Genomic DNA, 20,630 nt, shown 5'->3' with positions numbered 1-20,630 from the left:
TATGAGTTGATTTATCATGCCTTTCCTTTTTTCACATAAGAAGAAATCATAATGAAACATATCCATATTTTAGGTATTTGCGGTACTTTTATGGGTGGCATAGCGATGCTTGCCAAACAAATGGGATACTCGGTGACGGGCTCGGATACTAACGTTTATCCACCGATGAGTACGTTTTTACAAGAGCAGGGCATTGATATTATTCCGAATTATGATACGGCACAGCTACAACCGACGCCGGACATAGTGATTATTGGCAATGCGTTAAAACGCGGTAATCCTTGTGTAGAATATATTTTAGAAAATAACTTGCCTTACACTTCTGGTCCCCAATGGTTGCACGACCATTTATTGCGTGATCGTTGGGTATTGGCGGTATCCGGCACGCACGGCAAAACTACCACAACGGGAATGCTGACTTGGATTTTGGAAAAAAACGGCTTAAATCCCGGTTTTTTAATCGGCGGCATTGCCGGCAATTTCGGTGTTTCAGCGCGTTTGGGAGAAAGCCCGTTTTTTGTCATTGAAGCGGATGAATATGATACGGCTTTTTTTGACAAACGTTCCAAATTCGTTCATTACAACCCGAAAACCTTAATTATCAATAACATCAGTTTTGATCACGCGGATATTTTTGATGATTTAAAAGCGATTCAACGCCAATTCCATCACATGATTCGCATCATTCCGGCGAGCGGTCGCATTCTTTCTTCCTCTGATGAACAAAGCGTGAAAGACACGTTAGCGATGGGCTGTTGGTCGGAGCAACAATTCCTCGGTAAAAACGGGGAATGGTACGCCGAACGCATAACAACAGACGCTTCGCATTTTGCCGTGTTTCGACACGGTGAAAAAATCGCCGAAGTAAAATGGAACATTGTCGGCGCGCATAATATGCATAATGCCTTAATGGCGATTGCGGCAGCGCATCATGCCGGTGTTTCTGTCGAAAGCGCTTGTCAGGCACTAGGCACTTTTATTAATGCGAAACGTCGTTTGGAAATCAAAGGCGAAGTAAACGGCATCACGGTTTACGATGATTTTGCCCACCATCCGGAAGCTATCCTCGCTACACTCACTGCATTGCGCGATAAAGTGGGCGGTGGCGTGCGTATTCTTGCTGTCCTAGAACCGCGTTCTAATACGATGAAAATGGGGGTGCAAAAAGATGAAATCGCGCCGGCGTTAGGCCGAGCGGATATGGTTTTTATGTTGCAGCCGGAGAATATTCCTTGGGAAGTGGCGGAAATTGCCACGCAGTGCGTGCAACCGGCGTACTGGAGCGCCAATTTGGATAAATTGGCGGATATGATTGCGGCGGAAGCGCAACCAACCGATCATATTCTCGTTATGTCAAATGGTAGCTTCGGCGATATTCATCAAAAGATTTTGGATAGGCTCAGCTAATTTTCTTCAACCGATGTAATTGGAAACATGAACGTTTTTCGAAATTATACGCCTGAATCAAAATTATGTTCATTGAGCGGTTTCGGAGGCGGTTCTCGAATTTATTGGCGTTAAGTTACGGCCTTTTCGATGAGATCTCAAAACAGTACCGCATTGGAGCTGCTTCCAATGCGGTGCTATTTTGATACTCTAACGCGTCTTCTACAAGCGTTGAAATGACATAACAACCGTTTTACTCATTGAGTTAGGTTGGCGTTTTAATCAATTTTTACTTTTCAAAATAAGGAGAATTTATGGCAGATCCGCATATTCAATCGCCTATGGATTTTTGGGACAATCTGACCGTTATTATTTATCGCATCGGCTTCGTTGTTGCCGCGTTGAGTTTTTTGGCGCTTTCTTGGTATCCGCAGCAGGCCTTGTTAGGAATTCTGATTGCCGCAACCTGTTGTGCGTCTTCATTGCATATTTATCTCAAACATTTTCGTTTAACCTTTCAATTTGCCACTTGGATTGGTTTACTTTGCTATATTTTAGGCGCGCCTGAATTGGCATTCGGTGGTGCATTACTCACCTTAGGTGGGCTTTGTTTTAAAGAATATTTTTGCTTTCGCGTGCCACTATTAAACCTTCAGCCGGTTTTTGTTTTGTTATTGTGGTTTAGTTGGGTGTTTGAAGGAGCAATATTAACGCGCGTTCTATCAATAATTGTCGGTGCGTTGTTGCTTTTATTGGCAATTCAAAAATGGCGCATGCCGTTGCATTTCGATATCGGCGATAAAACGAAATATCAAATTTAGGAACCCGTCGGTAGCCATAATCAGGATGCTTGGCTTTGATGCTATTCACATATACCGTCAAAAATGGGAAATAAGTAGAGTTTGTGTGAGAACGCCAGAAACAGATAACCCCAGTATCTAACTGGGGTCATTGTACTTTTGGAACGATCAGAAACAATCTGAAATCTTTATTTTTATTCCCACTCAATCGTTGCCGGTGGTTTTCCACTTACGTCGTACACCACGCGGGAAATGCCGTTTACTTCATTGATGATTCGGTTGGAGATTTTGCCGAGTAAGTCGTACGGCAGGTGTGCCCAATGTGCGGTCATAAAGTCGATGGTTTCGACGGCACGAAGTGATACTACCCAGTCGTATTTGCGTCCGTCGCCCATTACGCCTACGGATTTCACCGGTAGGAACACGGTGAAGGCTTGGCTGACTTTGTAATACCAATCCGCTTTGTGGAGTTCTTCAATGAAGATCGCATCGGCACGGCGCAATAAATCGCAGTATTCTTTTTTCACTTCGCCTAGCACACGCACACCTAAGCCTGGGCCCGGGAATGGGTGGCGGTTGAGCATTTCAGCCGGTAAGCCTAATGCCAAGCCGATTTTACGCACTTCGTCTTTGAATAATTCGCGGAGCGGTTCTACTAAACCGAGTTTCATATAATCCGGTAAGCCACCGACGTTGTGGTGGGATTTAATCACATGGGCTTTGCCGGTTTTGCTGGCGGCAGATTCAATCACGTCCGGATAGATCGTGCCTTGCGCCAACCATTTCACGTTTGGCAATTTTCTCGATTCATCATCGAACACGTCCACGAACACTTTACCGATGATTTTGCGTTTTGCTTCCGGTTCGTCTACTCCGGCAAGTTCGCTTAAGAAACGATCTTCTGCGTTTACGCGGGTGATGTTCAAGCCGAATTTATTGCCGAACATTTCCATCACTTGGTCGCCTTCGTTTAAGCGGAGCAAGCCGTTGTCCACGAATACGCAGTGTAAGTTTTTGCCGATGGCTTTGTGTAATAACAGTGCGACAACGGATGAATCTACGCCGCCGGATAAGCCTAAAATCACTTCATCATTGCCTACTTGCGCTTTAATACGCGCGACGGCGTCTTCGATAATGTTTTCTGCTGTCCATTTGGTTTCGCAGCCACAAATGTTCACCACGAAGTTGGTTAATAATTCCAAACCGCTTTTCGTGTGGGTGACTTCCGGATGGAACTGCACGCCGTAGAAACGACGGCTTTCGTCCGACATTGCCGCGATAGGGCAGGTTGGGGTTGTGCCTGTTACAACAAAGTTATTCGGCAAGCGGGTCACTTTATCGCCGTGGCTCATCCAAACGTCTAATTTCGGCTGGGAGGCAGTCAAATTATCGTTAAGATTGGCAAAAAGCGCGGTCGAATTTTCAAGAGAAACCGACGCATAGCCGAACTCGCGGTGGTCCGAAGTCTCGGTTAAACCGCCAAGCTGCATCGCCATAGTTTGCATTCCGTAGCAAACGCCTAACACCGGCACGCCTGCGTTAAACACATATTCCGGCGCACGCGGACTGTTGGCTTCCGTGGTGCTTTCAGGACCGCCAGAAAGAATAATCCCCGTTGGGTTAAATTCACGGATTTGTTCTTCCGTTACATCCCACGCCCAAAGTTCGCAGTACACGCCAATTTCACGCACGCGGCGTGCAATGAGTTGTGTATATTGTGAACCAAAGTCGAGGATTAGGATTTTGTGGTGGTGAATATTTGTCATTTTTTACCTTATAGAAAGTAAGATTAATGTGAATGTAATTGTTTAATAATCGCTAAAATTTCCAGCATATTTTTACCGCAATATTCCGCGTGGGATTGGTCGATATGCATACGTTTTTCTTCATAAGCAATCACGGGAATACCGGCTGCTTGAGCGGCTTGAATGCCGAAAAAAGAATCTTCAATGGCAACCGCACTTTGGGCTTCTACGCCGAGTTTTTCCAAGGTGTAGCGATAAATTGTCGGATCCGGTTTGCTGTGTTCAAATTGTTCGCCGCTCACGATAAAATCAAAGTGCTGAATAATATCACATTCCGTCAGAATGTTTTGAATATGTTCCAAGCGAGAAGAGGACGCTACCGCCAGTTCAATGCGGTGCTGTTTGGCGAACTCAATGATTTTCAGAATATCCGCACGGAAAATGGAACGATAATCCACGGTGCTGAAAAGCTGTTTGAAGAAGTCAAAATAGCGTTGTTTGATTTCTTCCAACGGCAGGGATGAACCACTTAATTTTTTCACGATTTCAGGAATTTCGCTCAAGCTTTTGCCGACCACTTCTGCTCGCTCTAAGGGCGTTAAAGTGCGGTTATGTTCTTTAATGGATTTGATGAATTGGGCTTGTAAGTCGTATTCTAAAAATTCTGTATCGACAATCACGCCGTCCATATCGAAGATGATGGCTTTGAGCATTGGGTTTCCTGTTTGTAAGCGGTTGGATTTTGCAAAAGTTTTGCGAAAATTGACCGCTTTTTGATTGTGAGTTAAGGTTTCATTCCAACAGTGATGTCTGTTTCACCATTTTTATCAGCGATCATTTGTACGTTAAATTTTCGAGTTTGATCACATCCTGTAGCAGTCCAAGTTTCATAACTTGCTTTAGGTGTTACTCCATCTGGTTGAAATACTACCTTATCAATTTCGGTATGAATGGAAGATACTCGACATGATGTATCGTAAAAGAATAGTTTGCCTAAAGATTGTTCTACATCTGACTTTAATGTGTTATCGGCGATAGTATTGCCTGAATAAGTCGTTCCCAGAATAGAGCAGGCAGTTAATAAACCTAGAAAGGTAACGATAAGTAATTTCTTCATGTTTTTTTCCTTTAGAGTGAACTTCAAAACTTTTACAAAATCAACCGCACTTTAAATAACAAAAGGTGGGCTAAAGCCCACCCCACGGTTAGCCCATACGATAGTTCGGGGCTTCTTTGGTAATCGTCACGTCGTGAACGTGAGATTCTTTGATGCCTGCGCCGCTGATACGCACAAATTCGGCTTTGGTGCGTAAGGATTCGATAGTCGGGCAACCGGTTAAGCCCATGCACGAACGTAATCCGCCCATTTGTTGGTGGATAATTTCTTTTAAGTAGCCTTTGTATGGAATGCGGCCTTCGATACCTTCTGGTACAAGTTTGTCTGCCGCGTTATCCGATTGGAAGTAACGATCTGAAGAGCCTTTAGCCATGGCACCTAATGAACCCATTCCGCGGTAGGATTTGAAGGCACGGCCTTGGTAAAGTTCGATTTCGCCCGGGGCTTCTTCTGTGCCTGCAAACATTGAACCGACCATTACACAGCTTGCGCCTGCAGCAATCGCTTTGGCGATGTCGCCGGAGAAACGGATACCGCCGTCGGCAATTACCGGAATGCCGCGATCTTTTAATGCCGCAGCCGCGTCTGCGATAGCGGTGATTTGTGGCACGCCCACGCCGGTGACGATACGGGTGGTACAGATTGAACCCGGTCCGATACCCACTTTTACGGCACTTGCGCCGGCGTCAGCAAGGGCGATGGCGCCTTCAGCGGTTGCTACGTTACCTGCCACGATGGGAAGGTTAGGGTATTTTGCGCGGGTTTCACGCACGCGTTGTAACACGCCTTCTGAATGACCGTGAGAAGAGTCGATTAACAACACATCAACACCGGCTTTCACTAATGCATCAATACGTTCTTCGTTACCCGGGCCAGCACCTACTGCAGCACCTACGCGTAAACGACCAAATTCATCTTTACACGCATTTGGTTTTTGTTCTGCTTTTTGGAAGTCTTTTACGGTAATCATCCCTTTGAGCTTGAAGCTGTCGTCCACCACAAGCACTTTTTCCACGCGGTGTTCGTGCATTAAGGCAAGAATTTCATCACGCGCTGCACCTTCTTTCACGGTGACCAAGCGGTCTTTTTTGGTCATTACTTGCGAAACGGTTTTGCTTAAATCTTTCACGAAGCGGGTATCACGACCGGTGATAATCCCGATTAAGTTGTTTTCAGCATCGACTACAGGGTAGCCTGCAAAGCCGTTTTTCTTCACTAATTCGCTAAGTTCGGCAAGGGTTAAATCAGGGGAAACGGTGACAGGCTCAGACACGATACCGCTCTCAAATTTTTTCACTTTACGCACGCGATCCGCTTGGCGTTCGATGCTCATATTTTTATGAATAAAACCGATACCGCCTTCTTGCGCTAAAGAGATGGCTAATTTGGTTTCCGTTACGGTATCCATTGCCGCAGAAAGCATGGGGATATTTAAGCGAATTTCTTTGGTGAGTTGAGTGGAAAGGTCGGCAGCGTTTGGAAGCACGGTAGAGTGCGCAGGGACGAGTAAAACATCGTCAAAAGTTAGGGCTTCTTGTTTGATACGTAAAGACATTGCAATATTCTCGCTAAGTTGAAGTTAAAAAATATTGCGGCGGGATTATACAGATTTCGCGTCATTTTGGAAATGAATTTTTCGTTTTGTGCTATGATTCGCAAACGTTTACGCGGAGGAAAAATATGAATGCGGTGCTCTTGAGCCACCTCGCCGACGGCGAGGAAAAAGTGCGGTCGAATTTGATCGAGTTTTCACAAAATTTAGCCGAGGATTTACAACAATTTCGTGACGCCGGGCTGAATATTATCGAAACGGCACAAGGCTATTGTTTAGTGCCGCAACTTCCCTTATTAAATTCTTTACAAATTTCGACCGCACTTTCGCCTTATCAGGTGCATTACCAGCCCGTCATGAGTTCTACAAATGAATGGATTTTGCAGAATATTCCGAATTTAAATAAAGGCGATCTTTGCCTTGCTGAGTATCAAACGGCAGGCAGAGGGCGACGTGGACGTCAATGGCTTTCCCCTTTTGCCGGGCAGATGATTTTTAGTTTTTATTGGACGTTCGACCCGAGAAAATCTATTGAGGGGTTGAGTTTAGTGATTGGTTTGGCGATTGCCGAAGTGTTGAACGTGCAAGTGAAATGGCCGAATGATATTTTGTTCGACGGACGAAAACTCGGCGGGATTTTGGTGGAAATTGCCAATCATAAAAATGGCCTGTTGAATTTGGTGATTGGCGTAGGGATTAATGTGTCATTGCCGACGCAAACGGAAATTAGTCAGCCTTATGCGCAGTTGAGTGAAATGGATCCCGATATTGATCGTCAAACCTTGTTTCCAACATTGATTCAACATTTATATGCGCGTTTAGAGCGCTTTGAAAAAGAAGGCATTAATGCTGAATTTCAAAAAGCGTGGCAAAATCATAATGCGTTTTTCAACAGTGAAGTGAATGTGATTACGGAACAACGCTTGATTTCCGGTATTGAGCAAGGTATTGATAAGCGTGGTTATTTGCGGGTTCAATGCGGTGCTGAATTGAAGATGTTTAACGGTGGCGAGGTTTCGTTGCGTAGAAAAACTGAATAGCAAACGTTTAACACGAGCTGCGAAGTGTAAGCTTAAGTGTATGCAAACGCTTATTCAAATTTATCAGTAATAGAATAGATTTTAGGCATTTGAATTATTTTTAAGCAGTCGATACTTTTTTGTTGATTTTCGTTTGACAGCATTTCGTAAATCGGTAAAATACGCGCCGTTGTTTAGCAATAAGCAAATGCGGGAATAGCTCAGTTGGTAGAGCACGACCTTGCCAAGGTCGGGGTCGCGAGTTCGAGCCTCGTTTCCCGCTCCAATTTGCCCGAGTGGTGGAATCGGTAGACACAAGGGATTTAAAATCCCTCGCCTTTCGAGGCGTGCCAGTTCAAGTCTGGCTTCGGGCACCATTTTAAAGATTATCTATCCTTTAAAATTCCTCATTTAATATCAAGCCTTTAGGGTCGTTAGCTCAGTCGGTAGAGCAGCGGACTTTTAATCCGTTGGTCGAAGGTTCGAATCCTTCACGACCCACCACTCTTTATTGTCATCATCTAGATTTTCAACACAAATTTAACCTATCTTAAAAAAGCTCAAGGCTTATTCATTCTTTGTCGATTTGGATACTTTCGTTCGTCTTCGTCTGGCGAAAGCCGATTTAAATTAACCAAGTTGAAACTTATGCTATAATCCGCGCCGATTTTTTTCCTACCGAGAATCTACATGAAATACCTATTTGCCACCACTTCTCGTGGTTTTGAAGAACTCCTAAAAGTTGAACTCACTGAGCTTGGTGCGCAAGATGCAAAAGTCGTACAAGGCGGAGTGCATTATCAAGCGGATGATGAAACGCTTTATCGTACGTTACTTTGGTCGCGCTTAGCGTCGCGCATTTTAATTCCGTTAATTGAAACCAAAGTTTACAGCGATCTTGATCTTTATGCCGCCGTATCGGGCTTTAATTGGTTGACTCAGTTTGATGAGCGCGTGACATTTTTCGTGGATTTTAACGGTACGAATCAGGAAATTCGCCACACTCAATTCGGCGCGATGCGTGTGAAAGACGGCATCGTGGATTATTTTGAACGTCGTGGGCGTGCTCGTCCAAATGTGGACAAAGCGCAGCCGGATATTCGCATTCATGCCTATTTAAATCGGGATGAGGTGGTGATTTCGCTCGATTTAAGCGGTGATGCGTTGCACATACGCGGTTATCGTGAAGATACCGGCAAAGCGCCGTTGCGTGAAACGTTGGCAGCGGCGATAGTGTTGCGTTCCGGCTGGCAAAAAGGCACGCCGTTAGTGGATCCGATGTGCGGTTCCGGTACGTTGCTAATTGAAGCGGCCCAAATGGAAGCACAAATTGCGCCGCAGTTGTATCGTCTACATTGGGGCTTTGATTTTTGGCAGGGGCATAATCAGACGGCGTGGGAAAGAGTGAAAGAAGCGGCTTTAGCGTTGGCGGAAGCGGAAAAACAACGTGAAAATCCACCGCACTTTTACGGTTTCGATTTGGATCATCAGGTGTTGCGAAAAGCCAAACAAAACGCTAAAAATGCCGGCGTAGCGCATTTAATGCAATGGCAACAGGGCGATGTGGCAGCGATTAAAAATCCAAGCCCGAACTTGGCGGGTACGGTGATTTGTAATCCGCCATACGGCGAACGTTTAGGCACCGCACCGGCATTGATTGCCTTATATTCTGTATTCGGGCAACGTTTGAAACAACAGTTTGCCGGTTGGAACCTGTCTATTTTCAGTGGCGAGCCGAACCTGTTGGATTGCCTGCGTTTGCGTTCCCATCGTCAATTTAAAGCGAAAAACGGTCCATTGGATTGTGTGCAGAAGAATTACCAAATTGCCAAACGGGTGGAAAGTGCGGCTGAATCTGAGCGCTCTTCTTTACCTGAGGTAGCGGTGGATTTTGCTAATCGTCTGCAAAAGAATATCAAGAAAATTGAGAAATGGGCGAAGCAACAAGGGCTAGACGCTTATCGCTTATATGACGCGGATTTGCCGGAATATAATTTGGCGGTAGATCGTTACGGCGATCATATTGTCGTGCAGGAATATGCTGCGCCGAAAAATATTGATGAAAATAAAGCCCGTCAGCGCTTGTTGGATGCGGTAAATGCTACGTTGAACGTTACCGGCATTGCAACCAATAAGTTGATTTTAAAAGTGCGTCAAAAACAAAAAGGCACTAATCAATATGAAAAACTGGCGAACAAAGGCGAATATTTTTATGTGAACGAATACGGCGCGAAATTGTGGGTGAACCTGACGGATTATTTGGATACAGGCTTGTTTTTGGATCACCGTCTAACCCGCAAAATGTTGGGTGAAATGGCGCAAGGTAAGGATTTCCTGAATCTGTTTGCGTACACCGGCTCGGCGACGGTGCACGCGGCGTTAGGCGGTGCGAAATCTACCACCACTGTAGATATGTCGAATACGTATCTCAATTGGGCAGAACAAAATTTATTGCTTAACGATATTGAAGGCAAACAGCATAAACTCATTCAAGCGGATTGTTTGCAATGGCTAGAAAAATGCGATTGCCGGTTCGATTTAATTTTTGTGGATCCGCCGACGTTCTCCAATTCCAAACGTATGGAAGCTAGCTGGGACGTGCAACGGGATCACATTAAGTTGATGACGAATTTAAAACGTATTTTGCGTCCGAACGGCACTATCGTGTTTTCTAACAATAAACGTGGCTTTAAAATGGATTTTGCGACACTGGAAGAGCTTGGGTTCAATGCGGTGCTCATTTCGCATAAGACGTTACCGTTGGATTTTGAACGCAACAAACAAATTCATAATTGCTGGTTAATTACGAAAAAATAACGCGAAGGGATTTCGGAGAGAAATCCCTTTTTTCAAGGCATCGATAAAAAGGCAAGCAATTCGTTTTGAATTATCGCGTAATAGTGCTTGCTTATTAAACAAAAATCCGTATTATAGCCGTCTATACGTCAATACATCTAAATTCAATGAGGAAAACTATGTCTAGTTACTTATTTACTTCCGAGTCCGTGTCAGAAGGACATCCTGATAAAATCGCCGATCAAATTTCCGATGCGGTGCTCGATGAGATCCTAAAACAAGACCCAAAAGCCCGCGTGGCATGCGAAACTTATGTGAAAACCGGTATGGCGCTGGTGGGCGGCGAGATTACCACTTCCGCTTGGGTAGATATTGAAAATCTAACTCGTAAAGTGATTTGTGAGATCGGTTATGAGCATTCTGATATGGGCTTTGACGGTCATTCTTGTGCGGTGTTAAATGCCATTGGTAAACAATCGGCAGACATTAATCAAGGCGTGGATCGTGAGAATCCGTTGGATCAAGGAGCAGGTGACCAAGGTATTATGTTCGGTTATGCAACGAATGAAACCGACGTGTTGATGCCGGCAGCAATTACCTATGCGCATCGTTTAATGGAAAGACAAGCGCAAGTACGTAAAAACGGCACCTTGCCATGGTTGCGTCCGGATGCGAAAAGCCAAGTTACCTTGAAATATGAAAACGATAAAATCGTCGGCGTGGATGCGGTGGTACTTTCCACTCAACATTCGGCAGAAATCGCGCAAAAAGATTTGCACGAAGCGGTGATGGAGGAAATCATCAAGCCGGTATTGCCGAGCGAATTGCTTTCGAAAGACACTAAATTCTTTATTAATCCGACCGGTCGTTTCGTTATCGGAGGCCCGATGGGCGACTGTGGTTTAACCGGTCGTAAAATTATCGTAGATACTTACGGTGGCGCGGCGCGTCATGGTGGTGGTGCATTTTCCGGTAAAGATCCATCAAAAGTGGACCGTTCTGCCGCTTATGCTGCACGTTATGTGGCGAAAAATATCGTTGCAGCCGGCTTAGCGGAACGTTGTGAAATTCAGCTTTCTTATGCCATCGGTGTGGCTGAGCCGACATCCATCATGGTAGAAACGTTCGGTACGGGTAAAGTAGCGAATGAACTATTAGTCGCGTTAGTGCGTGAATTCTTCGATTTGCGTCCTTACGGTTTAATCAAAATGTTGAATTTAATTCAACCGATTTATCGAGCAACAGCGGCTTACGGTCACTTTGGTCGTGAACAATTCCCGTGGGAAAAAGTCGATCGTGCGGAAGAATTACGCGCCGCAGCCGGGTTAAAATAACCTCTTATATATGAATCAAAAACCGCTAATCTAGCGGTTTTTGTTTTTTCTAATTTTTATGCTTTCACCACAAACACAATTTCGACATTTAAAAATGCAGGTTCAGCGTAAGTTGGCGGAATCTTTACGTCTTGCGGAAAGTTATTTCAAACGTGAATTTCCGATGCCGACGGTTGGTTATGATTTACGCGGAATGAAAGCAGGCGTCGCATATTTACAAAAAAACGAAATTAAATTTAATCGCACTTTACTGGTGGAAAATAGCGAAGAATTTATCCGTCAAGTGGTGCCACATGAATTGGGGCATTTAATTACCTATCAAGTTTTTGGTCGCGTAAAACCGCACGGACAAGAATGGCAGAGGGTAATGAATCAAGTTTTTCAATTGTCGGCGGATACTTGTCATCAATTTGACGTGCGAAACGTGCAAGGTCAAACCTTCGAGTATCATTGTGCTTGCCAAACGCATTTATTAAGCGCTCGTCGCCATAATCGAATTTTAAAAGAAGGCGTAGAATATTTATGTCGAAAATGTAAGGGAAAATTGGTTTTTGTCGGTGAAAATTAATTGTAGTTATGCTACATTTTAGACGGTTTAATTAATTCGACTAAAGAACAAAGGAGTCTCACATGAAAAAGTCTTTTTTAGCCATAATTATCGGTGCTTTTGCGATAGCTTCCAACGCTAACGCGGGCGTTTATGCGGAAGGTGATGTTGGCCTTTCAAGAACTTCGGCGAATGGCAATCACAAAACCAAAGTAGAGCCGCGAGTTGCCGTAGGTTATCAATTGGGGAACGTGCGCGTTGCCGGTGATTACACTCATCACGGTAAAGTCGAAGGTGCGAAAATTCAAGGTTTAGGGGCATCTGTGCTTTATGATTTTGACCTAAATTCCCGCGTTAAACCTTATGTTGGTGCACGTGTCGCTGCAAACCGATTCAAATATGACGATCGCGCGGAGCAACGTTATAAAAGTTCTTCCGACACCAAATTAGGCTATGGCGTAGTTGCCGGTGCAAAATATAATTTAGATGAAAAATGGTACGCAAACGGCGGTGTGGAATATAACCGTTTGGGTAATTTTGACGATACCAAAGTAAATAACTACGGGGCAAAGGTCGGTGTTGGTTATAAATTCTAATTTCTTTTCCGAGGTGCGGTTTAACTGCTAAATGATTTAGCTCTCCACGACGCGGAAATTATCGACGCGGAAATTATGATCGTAAAATAGCACCGCATTGGACTGATTCCAATGCGGTGCTATTTTTAGCATTCAATTCATGTTTAGATTCGGCAACTTTTTTGTGTATTTGCAATATTGCATCGTTTCCATATTTTTCTCTTGAAAATTTTCGTTTCATTCTTATATCTGTGACGTTCGATTTTAATTTACCATAAAAGGAAAAAATGATGTCACAAAATCAAGAAACCCGTGGCTTCCAATCGGAAGTCAAACAACTTTTACAATTAATGATCCATTCTTTGTATTCCAACAAAGAAATTTTCTTGCGTGAGCTGATTTCCAATGCCTCTGATGCGGCGGATAAACTCCGTTTCAAAGCCCTTTCCAATCCCGATTTATATGCCGGCGACGGCGAATTGCGCGTGCGTATCAGCGCAGATGCGGAAAAAGGCACCTTGACTATCAGCGATAACGGCATCGGGATGACTCGTGAACAAGTCATCGATCATTTGGGTACGATTGCCAAATCCGGAACAAAAGAATTTTTGACTGCACTTGGGCAAGATCAAGCCAAAGACAGCCAACTTATCGGTCAATTCGGTGTGGGGTTCTATTCGGCGTTTATCGTTGCCGATAAAGTCACCGTGAAAACCCGCGCTGCAGGCGAGCCGGCTGATAAAGGCGTGCTTTGGGAATCTGCCGGCGAAGGCGAGTATTCCGTGGCGGATATTGAGAAAAAATCCCGTGGCACCGATGTGATCTTGCATTTGCGCGAAGAGGAAAAAGAATTCTTAAACGATTGGCGTTTGCGTGAAATTATCGGTAAATATTCCGATCATATCGGTTTACCGGTAGAAATGCTGACCAAAGAATATGACGATGAAGGCAAAGAAACCGGCGAAAAATGGGAAAAAATCAATAAATCCGATGCCTTGTGGACACGTTCTAAAAACGACATTTCCGATGAGGAATACAAAGAATTTTATAAACACATCAGCCACGATTTTGCCGATCCACTTTTATGGGCGCATAACAAAGTAGAAGGTAATCAGGAATATACCAGCCTGCTTTATGTGCCGTCTAAAGCCCCTTGGGATCTATTCAATCGCGAGCATAAACACGGCTTAAAACTCTATGTGCAGCGCGTGTTTATTATGGATGATGCGGAACAATTTATGCCGAATTATCTACGTTTTATGCGTGGTTTAATCGACAGCAATGATTTGCCGTTAAATGTATCCCGTGAAATTTTGCAGGATAATAAAGTGACTGCCGCACTCCGCAAAGCCTTAACCAAACGTTCTTTACAAATGTTGGAAAAACTGGCGAAAGAGGATGCGGAAAAATACCAACAATTCTGGAAAGAGTTCGGTTTAGTCTTGAAAGAAGGGCCGGCAGAAGATTTTGCCAATAAAGAAGCCATTGCGAAATTATTGCGTTTTGCTTCAACCCGCAATGACGGAGCCGAACAAACCGTGTCATTAGAAGACTATGTTGCCCGCATGAAAGAAGGTCAAAAAGCCATCTATTACATTACGGCAGACAGCTATGTGGCGGCAAAAAACAGCCCGCACTTGGAATTGTTCAACAAAAAAGGCATTGAAGTGTTGCTACTTTCTGACCGCATTGACGAATGGATGTTGAGCTACTTAACGGAATTTGACGGCAAACCGTTGCAAAGTATCACCAAAGCGAACTTGGATTTAGGCGATTTGGCGGATAAAGAATCCGACGCGCAAAAAGAACAAGATGAAGCCTTTGGTAGCGTGATTGAGCGCGTGAAAACCTTGCTTGGCGATCGTGTAAAAGACGTGCGCGTGACCCATAATTTAACGGATACGCCTGCCGTGGTGTCCACCGACAACGACCAAATGACCACGCAAATGGCCAAACTTTTTGCTGCAGCAGGTCAACCAGTGCCGGAAGTGAAATACACGTTTGAATTAAATCCGGAACATCACTTGGTGAAAAAAGTCGCCGACATTGCCGATGAAGCGGAATTTGCCGATTGGATAGAATTGTTGTTGGAACAAGCCATGCTTGCAGAACGCGGTTCGTTAGAAAATCCGGCGGCGTTTATTAAGCGTATCAATAAGCTATTGGGTTAATCTATTTGTGATTGATTAATGTAATGGTTAAAATCCCTAATCTAATTTGATTGGGGATTTTTTTATTTTTGGGAGATAAAAATAATGATAAATATTGAAGAAAGAGCATTAGGTGGCTTCCTAGGATTAGCTTGTGGAGATGCCCTAGGTTCAGTCGTGGAATTTTGCCCTAGAGGAAGTTTTAGACCGTTAACAGATATGCGAAGTGGGGGAAAATTTCGTTTGCCCAAAGGACATTGGACTGACGATACGTCCATGGCGATTTGCTTAGCTGAAAGTTTAGTTGCTAAGCCTGAGTTTGATCCCCTTGACCAAATGAATCGCTATTATGAATGGGCGAACACAGGAAAAAACTCAAGCCTTCCACATACCTTTGGTATTGGTAAGCAGGTAGCGTTTATGCTGGGGGAATTTAGAAAAACAGGTAATCCTTATACTCCTAGAACCGATGCAAAATATTCAGGTAATGGTTCTTTAATGCGCTTAATGCCCGTCATTTTGCGTTATCATCAAAATCATGAAAATGTTTTAAAGTATGCAGAGTTAAGTTCAAAAACTACGCATGCTACATCTGAAGCAATTCAGTCTTGCCAATATTTTTCAACATTGATTTTGCGTATTTTTCAAGGTCTGACCAAAGACCAATTATTTCAAGATAAAGATGCGTTAACTTTTGATAAGTTAACACATATCTGTCTTGGCGAATTTAAAAATAAAAAATCTGATGACGTCGGTAGTATCGGTTATGTTGTTGATAGTCTAGAAGTAGCGCTTTGGGCGTTTTGGCATACGGATAATTTTAAAGATGCAGTATTAATGGCGGCAAATTTGGGTGATGATGCGGATACTAATGCCTCAATCTGTGGACAAATTGCAGGCGCTTACTATGGTGTCAAAGATATTCCTGACACTTGGCTAGAGTGTCTGTATAGAAAAAACGATATTGAAAAATTAACATTAGAACTACTGAAGATGAGAGATGAAAATATGATCACTGTTTACGGCATTAAAAACTGTGACACCATGAAAAAAGCCTTGAAGTGGCTTGCGGATCACAATATTGAACACAAATTGCATGATTACCGCGTGGATGGCTTAGAAGCGAGTTTTTTAGAAAAAGCGGAAGCGCAATTCGGTTGGGAAAATTTGGTGAATAAACGCAGCACAACTTGGCGCAATCTCAATGAAGACGTGAAAAAAACGTTGTCAAAAGCCACCGCACTTTCTGTGCTTGCCGAGAATCCTACACTGATTAAACGCCCGATTATTTTGCAAGAGGGGAAGGCATTGATTGGTTTTGACGAAAAAGAATATCAAGCTGTTTTTGCCTAAAGTGTGGTGATTTTTTTAGGAGTTTTTATGCAAGAAAAAGTGGTTTCTCTGGCGCAAGATTTAATCCGCCGTCCCTCTATTAGCCCGAATGACGAAGGTTGCCAGCAACTGATTGTAGAACGTTTAGAAAAATTAGGCTTTCAAATTGAGTGGATGCCGTTTAACGACACCTTAAACTTGTGGGCAAAGCATGGTTCGGGGGAACCGGTGATTGCTTTTGCCGGGCATACGGATGTGGTGCCGACGGGCGACGAAAGCCAATGGACGTATCCGCCCTTCGAGGCAAAAATTGTGGACGATGTGCTTTACGGGCGTGGCGCAGCGGATATGAAAGGTTCGCTGGCAGCAATGATTGTGGCAGCGGAAGAGTATGTGAAAACCCATCCGAATCATGCCGGCACAATCGCTTTGTTGATTACCTCCGATGAAGAAGCGGCTGCGAAAGATGGCACGGTGCGCGTGGTAGACACCTTGATGGCGCGCGGTGAGAAAATCACGTATTGCATGGTGGGCGAGCCGTCCAGCTCAAAAACCTTGGGCGATGTGGTCAAAAATGGTCGTCGCGGTTCAATTACGGGTAACCTCTATATTCAAGGCGTTCAAGGCCATGTGGCATATCCCCATTTAGCGGAAAATCCGATTCACAAAGTCGCCCCATTCTTGCAGGAACTCACCACTTACCAATGGGACAACGGTAACGAATTTTTCCCGCCAACCAGCCTGCAAATCGCCAATATTCATGCTGGTACGGGCAGTAATAACGTGATTCCGGGTGAGCTTTACGTGCAGTTTAATTTGCGTTATTGCACGGAAGTGACGGATGAGATGATCAAACAAAAAGTCGCCGAAATGTTGGAAAAACACGGTTTGAAATATCGTATTGAATGGAATCTTTCCGGCAAACCGTTTTTAACCAAACCGGGTAAATTATTGGATTCCGTCACGTCTGCCATTGAACAAATTACGGGCGTGACGCCACAAGCAGAAACAGGCGGCGGTACGTCAGATGGGCGTTTCATTGCGCTGATGGGCGCGGAAGTGGTGGAATTTGGGCCGCTTAATACGACCATTCATAAAGTCAATGAGTGCGTGAACGTAGATGATCTTGCCAAGTGCGGTCAGATTTATCGTCAAATGCTCGTGAATTTATTGGATAGCTAAAATGAAATTGACCCCAGAAATGCTTACCGGCAAATCCCGCGCGCATTTGATCCATTTACCGACGCCACATTCGCCAAACCATTTTTTACAGGCGGAAGCGGCGAAAGCCTTTCAAGGCTTACAGCAAAGTGCGGTCAACAATGGCTTTAATTTACAACCGGCCAGCAGCTTTCGTGATTTTGCGCGCCAACAACTTATTTGGAACGGTAAATTCAGCGGTGAGCGTAAAGTGCACGATGATTTCGGCACCGCATTGGAGTTAGGTCAGTTGGACGATTGGCAAAAATGCCTGGCGATTTTGCGTTGGTCTGCCTTGCCGGGGGCGAGCCGTCATCATTGGGGCACGGAAATTGATATTTTCGATCCCGATTTATTGCCGCAAGGGCAGACGTTGCAACTTGAGCCTTGGGAGTATGAAAAAGGCGGTTATTTTTTTGAATTGAGTGAATTTCTTACGGAAAATCTACCGCACTTTGATTTCGCGCTGCCGTTTACGCAGATGCCGAAAAATAAAAAAATCGGGCGTGAGCCTTGGCATATTAGCTATTTGCCGTTGGCGGAACAGGCGATTAAACAATTTTCGTCAGAGATTTTAATTTTGTCTTGGCAAAATGAAGAGATTGGCGGGAAAACAGCACTGCTAGAAAATCTTGAGCAGATTTTTGCCGAATATATCGTTTAGTAAAAAAACATCCGACAATATCTAAGGCTTCAATGCGGTGCTAATTCGCACCTTCGTTGCAGATTTTCAATTATTGGCTTTCCCAATGAGGTGGTGGAAACCGCATTAGGCTTTGTGGAAGAAGCTTAGTCGAAGTATAAGCGTGATGCCAAAATAGCACCGCATTGGAACTGGCTCCAATGCGGTGCTGATTTCACTCTTCGCTGTGAGTCTTCAGTATCGCTTTTGCGGCGAAGGCACGAATAAATTAATTTGTTGATTTATAAAGGATTTAGCCTATTTTTTATTTTAGGCTTGTGTCTTACTTTTTTGCCGTTCAAGAGATTTATGCTGAATCTGTACGTTTTTCCCTTTGGCTTGAAAATATTCGCCGATTTGTTGGGCGATATACACGGAGCGGTGTTTGCCTCCGGTGCAACCAATCGCGATGGTTAAATAGCTGCGGTTGTTTTTTTCCAACATCGGCAACCATGTTTCAATGTAGTTTCGGGTGAGATAAATAAATTCGTTCACTTCCGTATGGCTGTTCAAAAAATCTGCGACCGGTGCATCTAAGCCGGTCATCGGACGAAGTGCCGGATCCCAGTGCGGGTTCGGTAAAAAACGCACATCAAACACATAGTCTGCATCAAGCGGAATACCATATTTGAAACCGAAAGATTCTACGATAATTTTGAGCTCTTTATCCTTGTTGCCGCGTAAAAATTCGCGCAAGCGCTCTGCCAAAGTGTGGGTAGAAATATGCGTGGTATCAATAATCAAATTTGCGTGTTGAACCAGCAGTTCGAGTTGTTGATATTCGGCATCAATTGCGGCTTCAAGAGAAAGATCTTTACTGGAAAGCGGATGCAAACGGCGCGAATCGCTGTAGCGACGGATCAGTGTACTACGGTCGGAATCTAAGAAAATAATTTTAGTGGCGTACTGTTGCTGAATATCATTTAGGATTTGATTCAACGAATGAGTCGAATCGGGCAAATTGCGAATATCCAGACTGATAGCCACCGCACTTTGAGTTTTAGCGAGAATATCGGCAAGTTGCGGCAGTAAGTCTAGAGGAAGATTATCCACACAGTAATAGCCCATATCCTCTAATGCGCGTAATGCCACAGATTTTCCGGCGCCGGAGCGGCCGCTGATAATGATAATTTCCATAAAAACCTCTCAAGATATGCGATTAAGCGGTTTGTTTCTCGTCGGAAACTGTCGATTTTTCAGTTTGATCGGCAATTTCAAAAATTTGCCAAATTTCGTCCGTATTTTGAGCCGAACGTAATTGTTTCAGAAAGTTTTTGTCGGCGAGCTTTTCCGTTAAATCGGAAAGCACCGGAATATAATTTTGGCATTGTTCTTCCGGCACCAGTATGGCGAAGATCAAATCTACCGGTTTACCGTCCGGCGCATCATAATCAATCGGTTGTGCCAATTGCATAAAAACAGCGATGGGGGCATTGGTGGTGCCGCTCGGCATTTTCGCTTTCGGCATGGCAACACCGTTGCCAAGGCCCGAATTGCCGAGTTTTTCACGGTTAAATAAGCATTCAAAACAAGCTTGTTCGCCTTTGTCACCACAATGCATTTGTTCCGTTACGAAATTTGCAATGGATTCGAAAAGTCGTTTTTTGCTGGAAAAGCAAACGCCCTGACGGATATTTTCAGGGCGAAAGAGTTCGGTTAATTTCATCTTTATAATTTAAATTGTTCACCGAGATATACGCGTTTCACGTGCTCGTCATTCATCACTTCTTGCGGTGTACCGGTGGCAATAATTTTGCCTTCGCCTACAATATAAGCGCGTTCGCACACGTCTAGGGTTTCGCGCACATTGTGGTCGGTGATTAATACGCCCAAACCGCGATTGCGTAAATCAGTGATGATTTTCTTAATGTCGGTGACAGAAATCGGATCAACACCGGCGAAGGGCTCGTCTAACAAAATGAATTTTGGGTTTGCCGCCAGTGCGCGCGCGATTTCCACACGACGCCGTTCCCCGCCGGAAAGCGCTTGCCCAAGGCTGTCACGAATGTGACCGATATTAAATTCTTCGATTAACTCATCCGCTCTTTCTCGACGTTGCTCAGGCGTGAGATCTTTACGGATTTCTAATACTGCCATTAAGTTATCGTAAACGCTTAAGCGACGAAAAATAGAGGCTTCTTGAGGTAGATAACCGATTCCACGTTGCGCGCGACTATGCATCGGAAGGAAACTAATATCTTCACCGTCAATGACGATTTTGCCTTCGTCTTGACGAACCAATCCCACAACCATATAGAAAGTAGTGGTTTTGCCTGCACCATTCGGTCCGAGTAAGCCGACGATTTCATTGGAATGTACGGTCAGGCTGACATCGGAAACCACTTTGCGGCTTTTATAACTTTTTGCGAGAAATTCCGCATGTAAAACAGACATC

The 20,630-nt window shown here is 44.3% G+C and carries 18 protein-coding genes, 3 tRNA genes and 1 pseudogene; 15 read left to right on the top strand and 7 right to left on the bottom strand.

The annotated features are described in order from the left end of the window. Positions 1-51: 51 nt before the first annotated feature. On the top strand, positions 52-1,407 hold the full coding sequence (gene mpl / locus AB3F25_RS05520) for a UDP-N-acetylmuramate:L-alanyl-gamma-D-glutamyl-meso-diaminopimelate ligase (RefSeq protein ID WP_373602886.1): 1,356 nt from the start codon (positions 52-54) through the stop codon (positions 1,405-1,407). 293 nt (positions 1,408-1,700) lie between these two features. Next, positions 1,701-2,207 carry a DUF2301 domain-containing membrane protein gene (locus AB3F25_RS05515; RefSeq protein ID WP_373602885.1) on the top strand — a complete coding sequence of 169 codons (507 nt, stop codon included), beginning with the start codon at positions 1,701-1,703 and terminating at the stop codon, positions 2,205-2,207. A gap of 173 nt (positions 2,208-2,380) precedes the next feature. On the opposite strand, the gene guaA is transcribed toward AB3F25_RS05515, so the two are convergent. The 4 genes from guaA to guaB all read right to left on the bottom strand — a co-directional run bounded on the left by guaA (position 2,381) and on the right by guaB (position 6,603). After that, positions 2,381-3,952: a glutamine-hydrolyzing GMP synthase gene (gene guaA / locus AB3F25_RS05510; protein WP_373602884.1), complete on the bottom strand. Its 1,572-nt coding sequence runs from the start codon at positions 3,950-3,952 to the stop codon at positions 2,381-2,383. A 23-nt stretch (positions 3,953-3,975) separates the two neighbouring features. Beyond that, the gene (locus tag AB3F25_RS05505; RefSeq protein ID WP_373602883.1) at positions 3,976-4,644 is read right to left on the bottom strand and encodes an HAD family hydrolase; all 669 of its coding nucleotides are present in this window, start codon (positions 4,642-4,644) and stop codon (positions 3,976-3,978) included. 71 nt (positions 4,645-4,715) lie between these two features. Beyond that, positions 4,716-5,048 (bottom strand): hypothetical protein, encoded by a 333-nt coding sequence (locus tag AB3F25_RS05500; protein WP_373602882.1) that lies wholly within the window; start codon positions 5,046-5,048, stop codon positions 4,716-4,718. Positions 5,049-5,136: 88 nt separating this feature from the next. Then, the gene (guaB, locus tag AB3F25_RS05495; protein ID WP_373602881.1) at positions 5,137-6,603 is read right to left on the bottom strand and encodes an IMP dehydrogenase; all 1,467 of its coding nucleotides are present in this window, start codon (positions 6,601-6,603) and stop codon (positions 5,137-5,139) included. A 125-nt stretch (positions 6,604-6,728) separates the two neighbouring features. Here guaB and birA point away from each other — a divergent pair, with 125 nt between their 5' ends. The 13 genes and pseudogenes from birA (at position 6,729) to AB3F25_RS05430 (ending at position 18,217) form a co-directional block, all read left to right on the top strand. After that, positions 6,729-7,640, top strand: a complete 912-nt coding sequence (birA, locus tag AB3F25_RS05490) for a bifunctional biotin--[acetyl-CoA-carboxylase] ligase/biotin operon repressor BirA (protein WP_373602880.1) — start codon at positions 6,729-6,731, stop codon at positions 7,638-7,640. 189 nt (positions 7,641-7,829) lie between these two features. Next, positions 7,830-7,905 (top strand) — tRNA-Gly (locus tag AB3F25_RS05485). 4 nt (positions 7,906-7,909) lie between these two features. Beyond that, a tRNA-Leu gene (locus tag AB3F25_RS05480) sits at positions 7,910-7,996 on the top strand. A 51-nt stretch (positions 7,997-8,047) separates the two neighbouring features. Further along, a tRNA-Lys gene (locus tag AB3F25_RS05475) sits at positions 8,048-8,123 on the top strand. Between the two features lie 186 nt (positions 8,124-8,309). Beyond that, complete coding sequence (rlmKL, locus tag AB3F25_RS05470; protein ID WP_373602879.1) at positions 8,310-10,436, top strand: bifunctional 23S rRNA (guanine(2069)-N(7))-methyltransferase RlmK/23S rRNA (guanine(2445)-N(2))-methyltransferase RlmL; 2,127 nt, start codon at positions 8,310-8,312, stop codon at positions 10,434-10,436. A gap of 158 nt (positions 10,437-10,594) precedes the next feature. Next, a complete protein-coding gene (gene metK, locus AB3F25_RS05465) occupies positions 10,595-11,749 on the top strand; it encodes a methionine adenosyltransferase (protein WP_373602878.1) in 1,155 nt (384 codons plus the stop codon). Positions 11,750-11,807: 58 nt separating this feature from the next. Further along, a complete protein-coding gene (locus AB3F25_RS05460; protein WP_373602877.1) occupies positions 11,808-12,317 on the top strand; it encodes a SprT family zinc-dependent metalloprotease in 510 nt (169 codons plus the stop codon). 62 nt (positions 12,318-12,379) lie between these two features. Continuing rightward, a complete protein-coding gene (locus AB3F25_RS05455) occupies positions 12,380-12,892 on the top strand; it encodes an opacity family porin (protein WP_373602876.1) in 513 nt (170 codons plus the stop codon). 269 nt (positions 12,893-13,161) lie between these two features. After that, positions 13,162-15,042 (top strand): molecular chaperone HtpG, encoded by a 1,881-nt coding sequence (gene htpG, locus AB3F25_RS05450; protein WP_373604339.1) that lies wholly within the window; start codon positions 13,162-13,164, stop codon positions 15,040-15,042. Between the two features lie 84 nt (positions 15,043-15,126). Continuing rightward, positions 15,127-15,939 (top strand): annotated as a pseudogene (locus AB3F25_RS05445) (ADP-ribosylglycohydrolase family protein); the annotation flags it as partial. Between the two features lie 90 nt (positions 15,940-16,029). Further along, a complete protein-coding gene (locus AB3F25_RS05440; RefSeq protein ID WP_373604338.1) occupies positions 16,030-16,374 on the top strand; it encodes an ArsC family reductase in 345 nt (114 codons plus the stop codon). A 27-nt stretch (positions 16,375-16,401) separates the two neighbouring features. Next, a complete protein-coding gene (dapE, locus tag AB3F25_RS05435) occupies positions 16,402-17,535 on the top strand; it encodes a succinyl-diaminopimelate desuccinylase (RefSeq protein WP_373602875.1) in 1,134 nt (377 codons plus the stop codon). A gap of 1 nt (position 17,536) precedes the next feature. After that, positions 17,537-18,217, top strand: coding sequence for a M15 family metallopeptidase (locus tag AB3F25_RS05430; RefSeq protein ID WP_373602874.1), 681 nt, complete (start codon positions 17,537-17,539; stop codon positions 18,215-18,217). Positions 18,218-18,505: 288 nt separating this feature from the next. Here AB3F25_RS05430 and rapZ read toward each other — a convergent pair whose 3' ends face one another. From rapZ to lptB, 3 genes are read right to left on the bottom strand one after another with little or no spacing between them, the layout of a single operon-like run. After that, positions 18,506-19,372 (bottom strand): RNase adapter RapZ, encoded by an 867-nt coding sequence (gene rapZ, locus AB3F25_RS05425; RefSeq protein ID WP_373602873.1) that lies wholly within the window; start codon positions 19,370-19,372, stop codon positions 18,506-18,508. A gap of 22 nt (positions 19,373-19,394) precedes the next feature. After that, positions 19,395-19,901, bottom strand: a complete 507-nt coding sequence (gene ptsN, locus AB3F25_RS05420; protein ID WP_373602872.1) for a PTS IIA-like nitrogen regulatory protein PtsN — start codon at positions 19,899-19,901, stop codon at positions 19,395-19,397. 2 nt (positions 19,902-19,903) lie between these two features. After that, the gene (gene lptB, locus AB3F25_RS05415; protein ID WP_373602871.1) at positions 19,904-20,629 is read right to left on the bottom strand and encodes an LPS export ABC transporter ATP-binding protein; all 726 of its coding nucleotides are present in this window, start codon (positions 20,627-20,629) and stop codon (positions 19,904-19,906) included. Position 20,630 lies beyond the last annotated feature (1 nt).

This window comes from Aggregatibacter sp. HMT-949 (assembly GCF_041734645.1).
Classification (GTDB): Bacteria; Pseudomonadota; Gammaproteobacteria; order Enterobacterales; family Pasteurellaceae; genus Rodentibacter.
This window is presented reverse-complemented; position numbering and strand designations above follow the sequence as displayed.

Coding starts and splice junctions, on each gene's coding strand:
- mpl (WP_373602886.1), top strand. CDS start 52: ATGAAACATATCCATATTTTAGGTATTTGCGGTACTTTTATGGGTGGC.
- AB3F25_RS05515 (WP_373602885.1), top strand. CDS start 1,701: ATGGCAGATCCGCATATTCAATCGCCTATGGATTTTTGGGACAATCTG.
- guaA (WP_373602884.1), bottom strand. CDS start 3,952: ATGACAAATATTCACCACCACAAAATCCTAATCCTCGACTTTGGTTCA.
- AB3F25_RS05505 (WP_373602883.1), bottom strand. CDS start 4,644: ATGCTCAAAGCCATCATCTTCGATATGGACGGCGTGATTGTCGATACA.
- AB3F25_RS05500 (WP_373602882.1), bottom strand. CDS start 5,048: ATGAAGAAATTACTTATCGTTACCTTTCTAGGTTTATTAACTGCCTGC.
- guaB (WP_373602881.1), bottom strand. CDS start 6,603: ATGTCTTTACGTATCAAACAAGAAGCCCTAACTTTTGACGATGTTTTA.
- birA (WP_373602880.1), top strand. CDS start 6,729: ATGAATGCGGTGCTCTTGAGCCACCTCGCCGACGGCGAGGAAAAAGTG.
- rlmKL (WP_373602879.1), top strand. CDS start 8,310: ATGAAATACCTATTTGCCACCACTTCTCGTGGTTTTGAAGAACTCCTA.
- metK (WP_373602878.1), top strand. CDS start 10,595: ATGTCTAGTTACTTATTTACTTCCGAGTCCGTGTCAGAAGGACATCCT.
- AB3F25_RS05460 (WP_373602877.1), top strand. CDS start 11,808: ATGCTTTCACCACAAACACAATTTCGACATTTAAAAATGCAGGTTCAG.
- AB3F25_RS05455 (WP_373602876.1), top strand. CDS start 12,380: ATGAAAAAGTCTTTTTTAGCCATAATTATCGGTGCTTTTGCGATAGCT.
- htpG (WP_373604339.1), top strand. CDS start 13,162: ATGTCACAAAATCAAGAAACCCGTGGCTTCCAATCGGAAGTCAAACAA.
- AB3F25_RS05440 (WP_373604338.1), top strand. CDS start 16,030: ATGATCACTGTTTACGGCATTAAAAACTGTGACACCATGAAAAAAGCC.
- dapE (WP_373602875.1), top strand. CDS start 16,402: ATGCAAGAAAAAGTGGTTTCTCTGGCGCAAGATTTAATCCGCCGTCCC.
- AB3F25_RS05430 (WP_373602874.1), top strand. CDS start 17,537: ATGAAATTGACCCCAGAAATGCTTACCGGCAAATCCCGCGCGCATTTG.
- rapZ (WP_373602873.1), bottom strand. CDS start 19,372: ATGGAAATTATCATTATCAGCGGCCGCTCCGGCGCCGGAAAATCTGTG.
- ptsN (WP_373602872.1), bottom strand. CDS start 19,901: ATGAAATTAACCGAACTCTTTCGCCCTGAAAATATCCGTCAGGGCGTT.
- lptB (WP_373602871.1), bottom strand. CDS start 20,629: ATGTCTGTTTTACATGCGGAATTTCTCGCAAAAAGTTATAAAAGCCGC.